The sequence below is a fragment of the Bacteroides sp. D1 genome (assembly GCF_000157095.2).
GTDB lineage: Bacteria > Bacteroidota > Bacteroidia > Bacteroidales > Bacteroidaceae > Bacteroides > Bacteroides xylanisolvens.
Genome location: NZ_JH114335.1, coordinates 43,337 through 57,478 on the forward strand (window position 1 = coordinate 43,337; position 14,142 = coordinate 57,478).

General features: G+C 46.0%; 14 protein-coding genes and 1 pseudogene. 9 read left to right on the forward strand and 6 right to left on the reverse strand.

The window, feature by feature from the left end; translation table 11 throughout:
- Positions 1–556 (forward strand): annotated as a pseudogene (locus BSAG_RS16015) (hypothetical protein); the annotation flags it as partial.
- A 581-nt stretch (positions 557–1,137) separates the two neighbouring features.
- The gene (locus BSAG_RS16010) at positions 1,138–1,704 is read left to right on the forward strand and encodes a DUF3575 domain-containing protein (RefSeq protein WP_004318675.1); all 567 of its coding nucleotides are present in this window, start codon (positions 1,138–1,140) and stop codon (positions 1,702–1,704) included.
- A 7-nt stretch (positions 1,705–1,711) separates the two neighbouring features.
- Here BSAG_RS16010 and BSAG_RS25190 read toward each other — a convergent pair whose 3' ends face one another.
- A complete protein-coding gene (locus tag BSAG_RS25190) occupies positions 1,712–2,224 on the reverse strand; it encodes a hypothetical protein (protein ID WP_171033839.1) in 513 nt (170 codons plus the stop codon).
- 419 nt (positions 2,225–2,643) lie between these two features.
- Between BSAG_RS25190 and BSAG_RS0222870 the strand changes: the two genes are divergently transcribed.
- The 7 genes from BSAG_RS0222870 (at position 2,644) to BSAG_RS15990 (ending at position 10,553) form a co-directional block, all read left to right on the forward strand.
- A complete protein-coding gene (locus tag BSAG_RS0222870; RefSeq protein ID WP_225693909.1) occupies positions 2,644–3,471 on the forward strand; it encodes a hypothetical protein in 828 nt (275 codons plus the stop codon).
- A 108-nt stretch (positions 3,472–3,579) separates the two neighbouring features.
- Positions 3,580–4,740 (forward strand): hypothetical protein, encoded by a 1,161-nt coding sequence (locus tag BSAG_RS16005; RefSeq protein WP_004318672.1) that lies wholly within the window; start codon positions 3,580–3,582, stop codon positions 4,738–4,740.
- A gap of 268 nt (positions 4,741–5,008) precedes the next feature.
- Positions 5,009–5,902 carry a FimB/Mfa2 family fimbrial subunit gene (locus BSAG_RS16000; RefSeq protein WP_224202606.1) on the forward strand — a complete coding sequence of 298 codons (894 nt, stop codon included), beginning with the start codon at positions 5,009–5,011 and terminating at the stop codon, positions 5,900–5,902.
- A 47-nt stretch (positions 5,903–5,949) separates the two neighbouring features.
- Positions 5,950–6,858 (forward strand): fimbrial protein, encoded by a 909-nt coding sequence (locus BSAG_RS0222875; RefSeq protein ID WP_004314562.1) that lies wholly within the window; start codon positions 5,950–5,952, stop codon positions 6,856–6,858.
- Positions 6,859–7,365, forward strand: a complete 507-nt coding sequence (locus BSAG_RS0222880) for a hypothetical protein (RefSeq protein WP_004308147.1) — start codon at positions 6,859–6,861, stop codon at positions 7,363–7,365.
- A gap of 54 nt (positions 7,366–7,419) precedes the next feature.
- Positions 7,420–8,310, forward strand: a complete 891-nt coding sequence (locus tag BSAG_RS15995; RefSeq protein WP_004308146.1) for a hypothetical protein — start codon at positions 7,420–7,422, stop codon at positions 8,308–8,310.
- A gap of 83 nt (positions 8,311–8,393) precedes the next feature.
- Complete coding sequence (locus BSAG_RS15990) at positions 8,394–10,553, forward strand: BACON domain-containing protein (RefSeq protein ID WP_004308145.1); 2,160 nt, start codon at positions 8,394–8,396, stop codon at positions 10,551–10,553.
- A gap of 1 nt (position 10,554) precedes the next feature.
- Here the strand turns inward: BSAG_RS15990 and BSAG_RS0222885 are convergent, their stop codons facing one another.
- The 5 genes from BSAG_RS0222885 to BSAG_RS15975 all read right to left on the reverse strand — a co-directional run.
- Positions 10,555–11,652 carry a transposase gene (locus BSAG_RS0222885; RefSeq protein WP_008016044.1) on the reverse strand — a complete coding sequence of 366 codons (1,098 nt, stop codon included), beginning with the start codon at positions 11,650–11,652 and terminating at the stop codon, positions 10,555–10,557.
- 7 nt (positions 11,653–11,659) lie between these two features.
- Positions 11,660–11,860: a transposase gene (locus BSAG_RS24020; RefSeq protein ID WP_004318667.1), complete on the reverse strand. Its 201-nt coding sequence runs from the start codon at positions 11,858–11,860 to the stop codon at positions 11,660–11,662.
- Positions 11,861–11,901: 41 nt separating this feature from the next.
- A complete protein-coding gene (locus BSAG_RS15985) occupies positions 11,902–12,171 on the reverse strand; it encodes a hypothetical protein (RefSeq protein ID WP_004318665.1) in 270 nt (89 codons plus the stop codon).
- 33 nt (positions 12,172–12,204) lie between these two features.
- Positions 12,205–13,410 carry a hypothetical protein gene (locus tag BSAG_RS15980; protein ID WP_004308143.1) on the reverse strand — a complete coding sequence of 402 codons (1,206 nt, stop codon included), beginning with the start codon at positions 13,408–13,410 and terminating at the stop codon, positions 12,205–12,207.
- Between the two features lie 346 nt (positions 13,411–13,756).
- Positions 13,757–14,142, reverse strand: a 386-nt coding sequence (locus BSAG_RS15975) for a helix-turn-helix domain-containing protein (protein WP_032852327.1), incomplete at its 5' end; no start/stop codon positions are given.

Genomic DNA, 14,142 nt, shown 5'->3' on the forward strand with positions numbered 1-14,142 from the left:
TTTTATTATTGGAATTGCCTGGTATATCGTCCGCCAACGTTTACGCATGCAACGTGATCGTACCAACCATTATTTGTTATTGACAGAGAAAGCCAATTCCGAGTACAAGGCTCTTACTGAACGCGTGAAAAAACAGCAGACTACGGAAAGTTATTTAAGAGGATTGGCTGCTTCACGCTTTGACATTGTCGATAAACTTGGAAAGACCTACTATGAACGTGAAAATACAACATCGCAACAGTCAGTCATATTTAATGAAGTAAAGCAGATAATTACAGATTTTGCAGAAAACAATGGCATACTGCAAGAATTGGAAAAAATCGTAAACACTTGTCATGACAATGCCATGTACAAGCTCAAGGAAGATTTTCCAACTATGAAAGCTTCCGACACCAGGTTATTATGCTATATTTTTGTAGGATTTTCACCGCAAGTAATTAGCTTATTCATGAAGGATACGGTGGCTAATGTATACGCTCGCAAGTCACGGCTCAAATCACGTATTAAATCTACGGAAACAGCTAATAAAGAATTATTCTTAAGCCTTCTGGGATAGGTATTTCAACTTTATACTAGGTTCCAATGACTAATGCATCATCCGGTAATTAAATCTAGAATATGTTCAGATTGTTTTTGCCATAATACCGGAATGATGTAATTGTAGAATGGTTTTGTCATGGAGGTAAGCCATAACAGGTTTAATTCTCCTAGGAGGTATGTCCGGAAAGTATGAAGATGCTTTCATTATAATATCTGTTACTATTCCAGTCAATTGTCAGAAACTTATTGATTGCCCTATATTTTTTAAGGTTGTAAATCATCTGTTAGCGTCGTGTTAGAAAAATAAGAAGAACGAAGTCTTTATGTTTCTGTATTATAATGTTTTATGCAATGCGGACGTTAGATTTGTGGTTTCATTTTGTAACTCGTGATTTATGTGTTATTACTTTTGCAACCAGGAAAAACAAAACAGATGTGATAATATAAAACTGTTTCTTGTTCATTAAAATACTTCATTTTTACAGGTTGCACGTAGAATAAGAACAGTCTTATTATGATGACACAGCTTTTCATCCGTTTACTTTGGGTGCATGTTTTGTTTATCCACTTAAAGTTTGAGTTATCCTAGTTTGAATTATGAATTTGAATAGAAAAAAGTACTTTTTATGTTTTGCCTGTGTCTTGGCCTGCCTTGTGTATTCAGACAAGGTTTCCGCGCAGTTTTATTCTGTCAGAACCAATCTGGTGGGTTTAGGTACGGGGAATCTGAATGTGGAGGGTTCCATGGCTTTTTCCACGCATTGGTCCGCCCATCTTCCCGTACAGTACAATCCTTTCCGTCTTTGGGATGACGGCAAGCTTAAAAACTTCACAGTCCAGCCTGGTGTGCGTTATTGGATGCGCGAAACTTACGGAAGGGGTTGTTTTATCGGGCTCCACGGTGTGTTCTCCATATATAATGCGGGTGGTCTGTTCGGACATCGCTACCGTTACGAAGGCACAGCTTTCGGCGGCGGGCTTTCTGCGGGGCTGGTGCGCCCCCTTTCGCGTCGCTGGAATCTGGAGTTCGAACTGGGTCTCGGTGTTGTCTGGGCCGACTGGGAACGTTACCGTTGCGTGAACTGCGGTAAGCGTACCGGCAAGGGCTCCGGTGTCTATGTGACACCCACACGTACCGCCGTTAATCTGGTTTATCTTTTCTGAAACCATCTTATCTGTTGAAACAAGATATAAAAAGTTGAATGATGAATAAGTATCTCAAATCCCACATAACGGCCGCCGCTTTCTGCGCGGGAGTGTTACTGGCCGTGTCCTGTTCCACTTCCCGCGAACCGCGGACTATGCGGCTGTTTATGCAGTCCGGCCGTCCTAATATTTTTCTTCCCCACGAGGAGAGCGCACCTTCCGGAGTGCTTGCCGAACAGGTGGGGTTCACCACTTCTTCGGACACTCTTCCCGGTGAGTTCGAAGAGGTCTCCGACAGTACGGATGACGTATGGAAAACCATACACCTGGGCGGTGTTGACATCGTCGCTGCACGCACGGTCGTCAAGCAGGTCACCATGCGGGAAGGTTCCGTGCGTTTGGAATTCAATATCCATGTCCCTTCCCTCCTGATTGACAGTTGCTGGCGTGTCACACTCACCCCGATGCTCTGCACCTCTGACAGTTCAGGCTTCCCGCTACCACCTGTTGTGCTTTCCGGTTCTTCCTTTACCCGCATGCAGGAAGCGGACTATAAGGCGTACAGGCTGTTTCTTAATGGAATTGTCGATCCTTCGGCTTATGATAGTGTGTATCTTGACCGTAAAGGCATCAATAAGGATATCGCCTGCCGGCAGAGGTTCTTCTATGAACTTTACGGCAAGGAGCGCGACCGTCAGCTTGCCTACGAGAAGTGGAAACGCCTTGCCCTTGAACGCCAGAATTTCTGGAACACGCGTACGCAGGCCAACCGTGCGACACTCCGTCACCGCCTGGAACGCAAGCGGATCGAAGAAAGCGTACGGCGCTATGTGGCTGGTCGTGACACGCTCGGGTTGTGGGCCTCCTATGACCGTAAATATCATCGTACGGCCTCCTTTTGGCCGATGTACCGGCTGGAACGCGAGCTTACCGCCGATCGTGTACCTTCGAAATTCCGTGACCTTTATAACGGGGGGGCGCAGCCTGTCCAACATACACAACTATGTCCTCACCGCCACCGATTCGATGGACATCTCCCGCCACCGTTATTTCTACGACCGGATTGCCGAAAATGAGATGAATGACCGTAACCGTGATGAAATCCGCCGGCGTATGATTCCCTTCCCCTATATCGACTCCGTGATGGTCCGCCAGAATTCGGATTCAGTTTCCGGACATGATTATATCTACAACTATGTATATTCTCTGCCCGTCACCGATGGAATGAAAAAGCTCCGTGTGCGGCTAGAGTCTATCGTGGAAGCCACCGACCGCAGCACATGGCGGCCTGCCGCCTCGGACACGCTGCTCTTCATTGTGGCCTCGCTTAGCGACCTGGTTGACCGTTCCGCTCTGGACCAATATGTCATAGCTTCTGCGGAGACAGACTCTCTTGCGGCAAGCGGTCCCGTATATACTCCGCAGGGAGAAGAGTATGCCGAAGCCTTGCGGCTCCTTTCAGAGCGACAATACCGGCAAGCCTTGCCGATATTGGAAAAACGGCCTGACTATAACACCGCCCTTTGCCTGACACAGCTCGGTTATCATAAAGAGGCTTCCGCTCTTTTAGACCAGTTACCCGTAGATTCCCGCAAGGAATACCTGCATGCTGTGGTAAGCGCCCGGCAGGGCGATGATTACTTAGCAGTGGAACATATGCTTGCGGCCTGCCGCATGAATCCCAATCTTGTCCTGCGTATTCCCCTGGATCCGGAACTGTCGGACCTCATTCCCAAGTTCTTCGGGCTCCGTATGGAACTGGACAGGATAGCGGAAGGGAAATAGTAAAAAGTAGAAAGAACAAAACAGGAAAAAAAGTATAAGTACGAATTAAATATTAACAAGTGTTTTATTAGTGTTTATTTTTTTATTAACAATTTAATTACAATGATTATGAAAAAAAGTTTGTTAAGCGTGTTTACAATGGTTGCTATGGCTGCAGCATTCACCGCGTGCAGTAACGATGACATCGAAGTGCCTGACGTAAAGAACGGGGAAGCGAGAAGCGTATTCATGAAGCTGGAGTTGCCGACGCTGACGAGATCGACCGAGCCTCCTGTAGCCTCGGGAACGGTTGCTACGGTAAGTAATCTGCATGTATACTTCCATGACGGGACCAGCATTCTGAAATATGTGAACGCGACTACAACCACTCCCATCACGATTGCGAATCTGACTACCGGTACCCAAATAACGGATGTACCCGCGGCGGCTACCACTGTAACGGTATGTGGTAATATTCCTGCCGGAACTTCATTGCCTACAGGTGGAACCGTAGCTGCATTGAAAGCTGTACAACTGGAAATCACAAGCCAGTCTGCAGTTGCGGATGTGGTGTTGAGCGGCGATGACAAACCCCTGCAGACATGGACTACCGGTAGTCCGGCCCTGCCTTATGCCCCTGGAATAACGGACGGTGACAAGTATGCCGAAGTGGAAATCGGTCCTGCCGTGGCACGTGTCGAAATCGAAGGTCTGGCGACTACGGCCTCCAGTGCGGTGGATGGTTTTACGCTGGAAGGAATCTATGTGAATAACTTCTTTGAAAAGTTCAACCTGGCCGGTACCGTTGTGGGAACGAAAGTACAATATGGTGCTACTCCTGCTGCCTATGCTCAAGGACAGGGGCTTTACACCCCTGCTAACGCTGGAAAACTCTTTGACCAGTCTGCCGTCGCTGCTACAGGTATCCCAAAGGAAGTCATTCCGCCAACTGCAGGGCAACGTTGGGCATATCAGGTTGTTCCTAACGGTAACAGTACTGACGCGAACGAGCAACTCCAGCTCGTATTTAAGTTGAGTAATTTGGCTGCTAAGGCCGGCAGCAGCGTGAATTTCGGCACAGGTGACCAGTTTATCACCGTGAGAGGATTCAAAGATGGCAGTGGCAATATTGTAGAACTGGAAAAAGGAAAGATTTATACTATCTCGAAAGCCGACTTTACATTTGACGAGAGCAACCTTTCCACAATACCTAATACCAGTGCTGTCAGCGTTTGGTTGAAGGTGACGGTAAAAGCCTGGACGGTCGTTCCTGTCAAGCCTAATCTCTAACTGTCATACCATCAAGGTATATTGTATTTGTTTGTTTCTTTTACAAGTCCGTTTGCGTAGAGGAGATTTTTAGCTCATTTTACTAGTTCACCAGTTCCTCTCGCACGGCGGAATGTAAGCAGGTCGTGGGTGTCTTTTGCCCTGACCTCACGACCTGTATTTCTATAACCTGTTAAATCATAACACGTATATTCATATAAAGTCATAACCACAGTTATTCACCTAAAAGATACTACGTATGAAATTGTATAAAGCTATACGCTTCCTGATGCTTTCCGGTATTTTAACCTTAGTCTTGTCGAGGTGCATCAGGGAGTCCCTGGAGGGCTGCCCTCTGGATACCCTGTTACGATTTACCTACAAGCCTCGCGGCTCTGCCGCTGACCTTTTCGGAGAGCGTGTTCAGAGGGTGAGGCTGTGTGTGTACCGTCCCGATGGCAGTATTGAGCATATGCAGACGCTGGAGAAGAGTGAACTTGACCGTTTGCAGGGTGTTGAGATGTATCTGCCGCAGGGAAACTACACTGTCGTGCTCTGGGCGAATGCTTCGGATGCACAGACCAAGCTCGGCGGCTTTTCCGAAGGAGAAACCATAAGGAACCTTTCCGCCTCACACCCGCATGCGGAGACTTCCGCTTCCATCCCCACGCTTGATCGGCTTCTTTTCGCTGTCACGCCACTTACGGTCAGTGAGCACGAGACTGGAGACCATACTGTCAATTTCAGCCCCGGCACTATCCGTGTAAGTCTTCACCTTGATGGTGTGAGCGTGCAGCCTGTGGTACACATCACGGGCATGGAGTCAGCCTTGCGACCGGTGTTCGACGAAACCTCGGGCACATGGCGTCTCCAGTCCGTAAGCCGGAACAAGACATTCCAGCCTGCCGTAGCATATGATGTCACCAACCGCCATGCTAATGCCACGACTGACATCCCCCGTTTCAAGGCCGATACCCCCGGCATGGTGGAAATTATCGATCCCACCACGGGAAACCATATCGTGCCCCCGATTTCGTTGGCAGGGCTTATTGCCCGCTACCACATACCGATGGAGGAAGATATTGAAGTAACCATTCCTATCGAGATTACCTTTACAAACGGTCATGCGAAAATAACGATCAGGAATTGGGAAAATCAGAATGTAAAACCCGGAGGAGTGTAAAAAACGCACCGGTCAATCATGAAATGCAAATCATAAAACAATATATTATGCCAAGTAGTTCAATCATCATACCGTTCCGCAACCTGCTGTCGGTCCTGTTATTACTGCCGCTCGTACTTTCGTGCCGGCAAGACGAACTCATTCTTCCTGTTCCGCCCGTGTCCGGCAAAGGTGAGACGGCCGAAGTGACACTTTCTGTCAGGATTCCCGATTTCCGGGCGGCGAATACTCGTGGTGTAGACGAGAAAGGGATAACAGAGATTACCGTACTGATGTTTGCCGATGAAGGCGGTACGGAGAAAGTCAAGGTGAAATATGATATTCCGGGCAGCTCGTTGCATACACTTTCAGGCTCTTCGGATACGAAATACTTCTCTGTGCCCGTTATTGCGGGCAGATACAAACGTATAGCTCTCATAGCTAATGCCCAAACAGAACTGGCAAATATAACAGCCGGTTCCACCTATGACGCTCTTAAGCAAGTGGAAGTCGTGGGTAGGTTCGGACAAGAAGGTACGGGCACATACATACCCATGTACGGCGAGCATGCCCCGGTGGGAGGCTTTGAACTGAAAGCCGGTGTGTCGCAAACCATTGCGCAGGAAATACCGCTTATCCGCATGCTGGCGAAGGTGGATATCATCAATCCTACAACTTCGGGAGCCACGACAGCTGCGGGAAAGGTTTACTTCGTCAATTCCGTAGGCAACGGACGCGTTTGGGTAGATCTTGCTACATACAATACCACCGCTTCACAATCGGGATACATGACTCCCACACTGCCTGCCACATCGCAGCCAGCAGTCAGTGGCGGGCACCCGCTTGAGGGAACTGCAAACACCGCATCTCCGAATGTCATCACTTATTATTTGAATGAACAGTCGGCTATCTCCGGCGGCAGCCGTCCTTGTATAGTTATAAATCTTGCCTATCAAGGAAGAGAATGCTACTACTGAATGGATTATACATGGGACGGTATCAAGGGCGGTGGCACGAGTCCTTACGAAAAGGGTAAATACATGCCCATTCTGCGCAACCACCGCTATATTTTCACCATCAAGGAAGTGAAAGGGCCGGGGTTTGCCACTTTGAACGAGGCTGTAACCAGCCCGGACAACTTTACCAACCATAACATCGTAGTAGTGCCCATCGTGATAGACGCATTCACAGATATAACGTTCAATGAATCGGGGCATTTCTTGGCAGTGACCCGAACGGCGATGACACTTCAAGGCAAGCACGATGCCACAAGCACACAGAACAAATTTTCTGTGCGCACCAATTACCCCAGTGGGTGGAAGGTCGGTGCCTATAATGCCGACGGAACAACAATTTCAGTTTCTAATTCATGGCTGAAACCCAGTCAAAACAGTGGGGCGGCTGGCGCCACTCTCACCAATCCGGTTACGGAGGAATTGCAGGCCATCACGAATGGCAAGGGATTCAAGGATGGTTATCTGTAGATACGGGCTGGACGACTTTATACTAAAATCAATATTAAGCAGATCGGTACGCCTTTGGATTATGTTGCCGAATATAACCTCGCCGGTGGCTCTATCTATAATTCTCCTTTCATTTCTTCCGTTCCTCCGGGTATTTCTCCCACTGCAGCCCAGACTGACCCTAATCTTCATTGGGCTTCGAGCCATAGCAATGACCAATCCGGTTATTATAATTGGTACGTGCTCACAGGAGAGAATAATGATACTTACAATCCAAATGCCAAGAAGCTCTTTGATGATGTCTTTTTTAAACTGGGGCATCCCGGTTATGGTTACCACCTGCCTTCCCGCTGGGAGTTGACGGGCGTTTTCTCCTACAGCGGTAATACCCAATATGATTCCCCTACTAATACTTCTAATGTCAACGAGGCTATTGAGTTCGGTGGCATCAAAAAAACTTTCGCCAACGATTATTTCTCTTCGGGTAACGGTGTTTGTTACGCTCTGCGTTTCAAACAAGGTACCGGTAATCCTATCGATGATTCTTCCCTATCCGATTTCCCTCTTGCTACTGATAATAATATGGTTTGTGCTTACCGTTACACCCGCGTGGGTTCGTTTGCCAACCATGACTTTACTTCCCTATTGAAAGTGGATTGTGTTTACTTGGGCAGCGCATTTACAGGAAACATTAGCACTATCAATAATGATTCTTGGTGGGATAGCCATACTTCCGAGGCTGTCGTTCGTATTTTTCCGGCTGCCGGTTATATCTCCTTCCCAACGTTCATTTCGAGTGGTTTGCTCGAAGCCCGAGGCGAATATGGTCGGTATTGGTCGAGCACGGAGTTTCCCAGCCTCCTCGGCAATGCTTGGAACGTGTCTTTCTACTCGTACTCTGCGTTCGCGAACTACAGAGACGTTAAACACCACGGGTTTTCCGTTCGTCTGTTCGCCGATAAATAAGTAAGACGGTATATGACCGATGCAATTTAGTTTGTAAGAAAGTTGATATAAAAAATAGATATATTACTAAAAAAAGAAGAAAAATGAATATAGGATTTCAGACTTCCGGTTTATCCGGTTTCACCCGTGTGGCATATCTGTGGAGGCGACATGCCTCAGCTGTGCTGTGGATTGCAATGGCGGCGCTCCTTCCGACCGCTTGCAGTGATGATGCGGAGCAGTCGGTGCCGCAAGCGAACGGACATACAGCCGTTATTTACCTGAACTTTAAAACCGGTGCTTCAAAACAGGCTGCTGAAATGAACACCTCGCAAAGTTCCGAAACGCGTGCGCCGCTGACACGTGCTATAGATGAAAATGGAATCAATACTGTAGATGTACTTTCATTCAAGGTTGATCCTGCAGATCCTACGAATATAAAGAAAGGTACATTCTTCTACCGTGCACAGGGTACATACGATATCGGCACACAAACCGTACGTGTACAGCTGATGGGAGCTCCCGAACATCAGACACTCGTGGTGCTTGCCAATGTCCGTGAGCAGGTGAATACCCTTGCTGCTGCATTCGGAGAACAGAAAGAGGGGGTAATGAACCGCCTGGCATTCGATGTCGGAACGGATGCCGCACCCGACTTTACGAATGGCATACCCATGTGGGGCGAGCTTCCCAACCAAGCGGTGGGCGAAGGTTTCTCTCCCTCTGGCGCTCCCCAAGAGGTGACGATGATACGTGCGGTAGCTAAGTTCACGCTTATCAATCCTCTTGAATCCGACCTAAAAGGCTTTTTCTATTATTACAACGATCTGCGGCTGTACAATTACCGGGCAAAAGGACGCATTGCACCGGACAACTATAATGTGACGGGCAAGCAAGTGAATACTCCCACCGTACCCGTCGGGGCACGGCAGACACGGGGTACATTCACCTCATTGAACAGCGATGTGTCACCCGGGAATATCGGTATTTTCAACGGCTCACAAAAGACGTTCTACCTGTGCGAGGTGGACAACAAGAACCGCCCCTCGGGCGGGAATGCGCTGGACGACCTTTGTCTGGTTATGCACGTGAAGCCGTATCTCACCGGCTCTAAGCCGTCGGTAGACGGTTACTACCGCCTCGACTTCAAGGACTACGGTTCGGGAGTGCCGATGGATATTCTGCGTAATCATGAATATAAAGTACAAGTGGAAAGTGTGGACGGGTTGCCGGCCCAAACTCCCGAGGAAGCTTTCAAAGGAAACCATACCCTTAAATGCCGTATCGTGCCGTGGAACGAGGTACAAGAAGAAGTAATAGTACGAGGGAACAAACGGCTGACGGTGGACAAACGGGTGTTCGCTTTTGACGGTGATATCCAAATAGGTGTCGCTTCATTACCCGTAAATATAACTACAGAGAATACCAATTGGCAAATAACCGGAAAACCTTCATGGATTTCACTCAGCCAAACCTCGGGTACAGCGGGAGTACCAGCCACGGTTACTATTTCGGCAAACAGTAAGAACTTTACCCAGAATATGCGTAGTGCTGTCCTTTCCATACGAACAGGAAATTCTGCTAACGAATTGGAATATCGTTTGCATGTAAGCCAGCAACCGGCTTGTGGTTTCGGAAATTCCATGAAACTTATGCGTATCGGTGGCAGTAACTATCAGACTACCCGTATGGGTAATGGTGGTGTTTGTTGGATGATAGACGCCAGTAGGGAAGGAGGTCCTAATATGGCTGCTCGTCCTCGTTCATATTCTTTGGCACCAGCTATGGTCGGACCCATTTATTATGGCAGTATTCCCCAACGTGCCTGCCCCGATGGCTGGCGACTCCCTACGGCTTGGGAGGTTATTAATCTGATACAGTCTATAACAGGCTCTTATCCTGTTGTATTTACTCGATTGATAGAAAGCGGTGCGGGAATAGCTAAGTCTTTTCCAGCCATATCTGCCCCCGATGGTGGATATGAAGAAGGCGTTTTAGCTATCTGGACACAAACTCCAATGATATATTCATCACCTCAACGACATTCTCCTGCCTCTGTATTACATACAGGAATATATTGGAATCCTGATATCGGAGCTGGAAAAACAGCGCCCACATATAGGGTTAATCGTAATAGATGGGCCTTAATGCATGGTGCCGGTAATGACATTCATAGTCCGGCCGGGTTACCTGCAGGGTTTAATGAATATTATGGTTATCATTATCTGCTGGGCGGTAGTGTCCGTTGTGTGCATGACCAGTAATTTAACCATTAAACAAACAGCACCATGAAACGATCAACTGTTTTAGTCTTTTTGTTTGGACTGTTTTTGGGGGGCTGTGGCAGTTCCCGTCAGGGCGGTGAAGAGGCGGAAGTTGTGCGACATTACGAATGTCTGCTGCGCGCCCTTGCAACAGATGATTCATAACTCTGGCGTTATTTTCATCTATTACATCTTGATATTCACTTCTTTCTATTACTCTGCCATTTTGATTTTGAGTACATTTTTCTCTTATTGAGCAATTTACACAAGCTGATGTTTTATATACTTTTGATCTATAATTGGGACGGATTCTCCATTTCCCTGTTGTTGTCATTTGTTCTCCACAAGGGCAGATATAATAATCTCCGTCATTTATATAATGAAATTCAGCCAGTGGTATGGAATTCGAATTAGGTGATGTTGATGGCATAGGCGATGAATAAGTACATATTCCTGAATATTTACAGGCTTGTAGTTGGTCGCCGCTAGTATAACCGGCATCGCTAAGTGTGTTGAACGAATCTAATTGTAGTAGTTCCTGGACGGTCAATGCCGCTGTTGATAGTTCTCTTTTATCAGTTGATGCTCCAATATGAGAGTGAACCAATAATTTGTGTTTACTATCAAAGGCTGCTTGAACCGCATATTCAACTCCTGATACATTATTGGTTAACATTAATGCTCTTGAATCTTTGTCTGTTAGACTTATTTGAGTATCATTACTATTCTTCAATTCCGTATCAAGAGTTTCGTATTTCTTACGCCTGTCTTGTTGTAATTTAATCTTAGATTTAAGAAGTTCTTTTTCTTCTTCTTTATCAGTCTTATCTAAAGCTACTTCAAATTCTTCAATACGGTTATCTATATATTCAAGATGTCTGTCTATCTTCTTTTGTGTATAATTGTTTCTGAGACTATTTTGGGCAAATATCTTGAAAGAATCTATACCTATGGTTTCGCCTTCTATCAGACCCATATCCTTTAGCATAAGGGCAAACTGCCTAAAGACTTTTCTAAAAGCCTCCGCATTATTTTTTTTTAAATAAGCAATTGTCCGAAAAGAGGGCATTAAGCCTCCTAATAGCCACCATAATTCCACATTTACTTTACAGGAAGTGTTCCAACTTTCTTGATGATCTTATTGAGTGCTTATAACCATATAAATACAATTTTAGTAATGTTGCAGGATTATACGGTGGTCTCCCTTCTGATTGAAGTTTGACATGTTTAAACCCAAGCTCATCTATAGGCAAGATATCCACAAATAAATCGATAAGCCTGCTCATCACCAAGAATGTTTTTCTCATAATCCAATAACTTTAGAAATTATTAATATCAACGTAACAAATCATTCATCTTTCAGATCGACAGTCGGCAAGTTAAAAACTTTTTCGATGCCAATCCAGCTTTCTGCCGCATCATCAAATAGCGTTTCATATTGATCATGGAATCCAAAAAGGTCACTAAAGAAATATGTTTTCAGTGTTGGATACATGCTTACTTTCCATTCGTTGTCAGCTCCATCAGGTACAGAAATAATAAAATCTGTGGACAAGCTACAAGTGGTTATCCCGGCCTTAGCACCTCCATTGACAGCACTCGACGCGTAACAAAACATATTAAAATGTGAAGAAGGTTCGCGTAAATTAAACTACCACCTAAGCTGTGGGCTTCCTTGGGCCGGATTGGTTCTATTGATAACTTCAATATCATTTATTGTTTCCGTATGGCTATTGGAAATGCTTATTCCTCCTGAAATCTCTGGTCCAGTGACACTGACACTTCCTCCTAACTCGAAAGAGACACTGCTGGTATAAGAGCTCTGGCGTTCCGTAGTTTGCGGGGAATGTGCATGAATAATGGCACCATTCGGGTGAACCGGAGCGAATTCCAAATTTACGTCAGTCAGGCAAAAGCCATACCCTTTCATTTTCAGAGTACTGACCTTGGTATGCCATTCTCCATAAAAAGAAGGTTCTACATAGGCTATAAAACCCAGATTTACCAAATAAAAATGTTCTTTCCGGTCTTTGCTATAAGCGGTCCATATCTTAGCTTCTACTTGAAAATTATCGGTTGTCCCTTTACCTTCATGTCCATGAACAGGAGGTGCGGTATAGCTATTTTGACCGATAACGATATAGGCAGATATCAAGTTTTTCAAATCCGACGAACCGTTTGACGGAGCTTTCGGTTCCAGGGCTCTTTGTAAACTTTGACTTGTCATGTCGCAATGAAATCCCTGCCCGTATTCATTAATCGTCTGTACAGATTCTTTGCCATCAGCTCCGGTAGCAGTACTGAGCGCATTGAGCTTGGAATAGAATCCGCTCGCCGACGGAAGCGGTCCAGAAAATACCCACAGCGGCAGTTCGTCCGAATAAGACTCATCTTCCTTCGCATAAGGATTATAGCAATCCAGCAACGTGCAGACGGTATTAAAATCCTCGTTCGTTCCTCCCTCCATCATCATCACGATGCTCCGCTTATGGAACATATCCTTGATGTCAGCCAGCAAATCGGTATCCGACTGAATCCGGTCAATGTCCTGCCGGGTAAAGAAGAACGCGTCGCCAACCTCCATCTTCTTTCCCGGAGCATAAGGAACCGCCTCCTTGTAACGGTTTATCATGTTCTCGGATATCATATGGTCTTCTTTGCTCCAGAACGAAAGGTAATAAAGCGTGTTGTTGTGTGTTACGCCTAACTGGTCGGTAGTAGGCAAAGGATCAGTTAGTTTCTCGGGATCATTTACATTGTCGGGGGCGTAGTCATCCTCGTCATCGCCGCACGATGTAGCTACCGCAAGAACCATGTAGCACAACAATAAGTAATGAAGTAAATGAATCTTTTTCATGACTTTTTAAAGGAGAATCCTATTGTTTGTATTATTCAAATTCAAGCTGTAGAACTCATTTGCCGCTTGAAATAGAGTTGTCTTTATTTGAAGTTATTTGGGTAGCATTTTCTTTTACACACGTTAAAATCACCCATAAAACCCTGTTTTACTCTTTTTGGAGATGACGCAGGCTCAACCGACAAGTGCAAAATAAGCGAAAAGATTTAAATTCAGCCCGATTCTTGCCTATAAAAATTGTCTCAATTGTCAGAATCGCACATCTTTGTGGTTTAGAACATTTTAGTTTTGTAGTTTAGGCTATTTTTTGTCGTTTGGGCTATTCCTCCATCCATAACACACCGTATTATTCCGCCTCTGTTTTCCTCCATTTAGGGGTACAGCCCGCATTTTCCTTGAACAGCCTTATAAAATGGCTTGGTGACAAAAAAACGGATTTCTCGGAGATGTCGGCAACCGTCAACCTCGGATATCGCGCAAGCAGACGTTTCGCATATTCTATACGAAGTCCGATAATCCAATCGCGGAACGACATGTCATACGTAGTTTTGATGTACCCGGACAGGTAGGTACGGTTGGTATGAAGCACATCTGAAAGCTCCTTTATGGTAAGGCCGGGCCGGATATAACCGTCCGCATCGATACAACCTTTGATTTTTTTCGCTATTTCGGCATGGAAAAAAGGAGTATCCTGCCTCTGTGCCTGTTCCCGGTTTGTGGTGTCACACAGGT

Excerpts from the sequence above, each read along its gene's own strand:
- BSAG_RS15980 (WP_004308143.1), bottom strand. The coding sequence starts at position 13,410 with ATGAAAAAGATTCATTTACTTCATTACTTATTGTTGTGCTACATGGTT.
- BSAG_RS0222880 (WP_004308147.1), top strand. The coding sequence starts at position 6,859 with ATGGATTATACATGGGACGGTATCAAGGGCGGTGGCACGAGTCCTTAC.
- BSAG_RS16010 (WP_004318675.1), top strand. The coding sequence starts at position 1,138 with ATGAATTTGAATAGAAAAAAGTACTTTTTATGTTTTGCCTGTGTCTTG.
- BSAG_RS0222875 (WP_004314562.1), top strand. The coding sequence starts at position 5,950 with ATGCCAAGTAGTTCAATCATCATACCGTTCCGCAACCTGCTGTCGGTC.
- BSAG_RS16000 (WP_224202606.1), top strand. The coding sequence starts at position 5,009 with ATGCTTTCCGGTATTTTAACCTTAGTCTTGTCGAGGTGCATCAGGGAG.
- BSAG_RS15985 (WP_004318665.1), bottom strand. The coding sequence starts at position 12,171 with ATGTTTTGTTACGCGTCGAGTGCTGTCAATGGAGGTGCTAAGGCCGGG.
- BSAG_RS15990 (WP_004308145.1), top strand. The coding sequence starts at position 8,394 with ATGAATATAGGATTTCAGACTTCCGGTTTATCCGGTTTCACCCGTGTG.
- BSAG_RS16005 (WP_004318672.1), top strand. The coding sequence starts at position 3,580 with ATGAAAAAAAGTTTGTTAAGCGTGTTTACAATGGTTGCTATGGCTGCA.
- BSAG_RS24020 (WP_004318667.1), bottom strand. The coding sequence starts at position 11,860 with ATGAGAAAAACATTCTTGGTGATGAGCAGGCTTATCGATTTATTTGTG.
- BSAG_RS25190 (WP_171033839.1), bottom strand. The coding sequence starts at position 2,224 with ATGCGGGTAAAGGAAGAACCGGAAAGCACAACAGGTGGTAGCGGGAAG.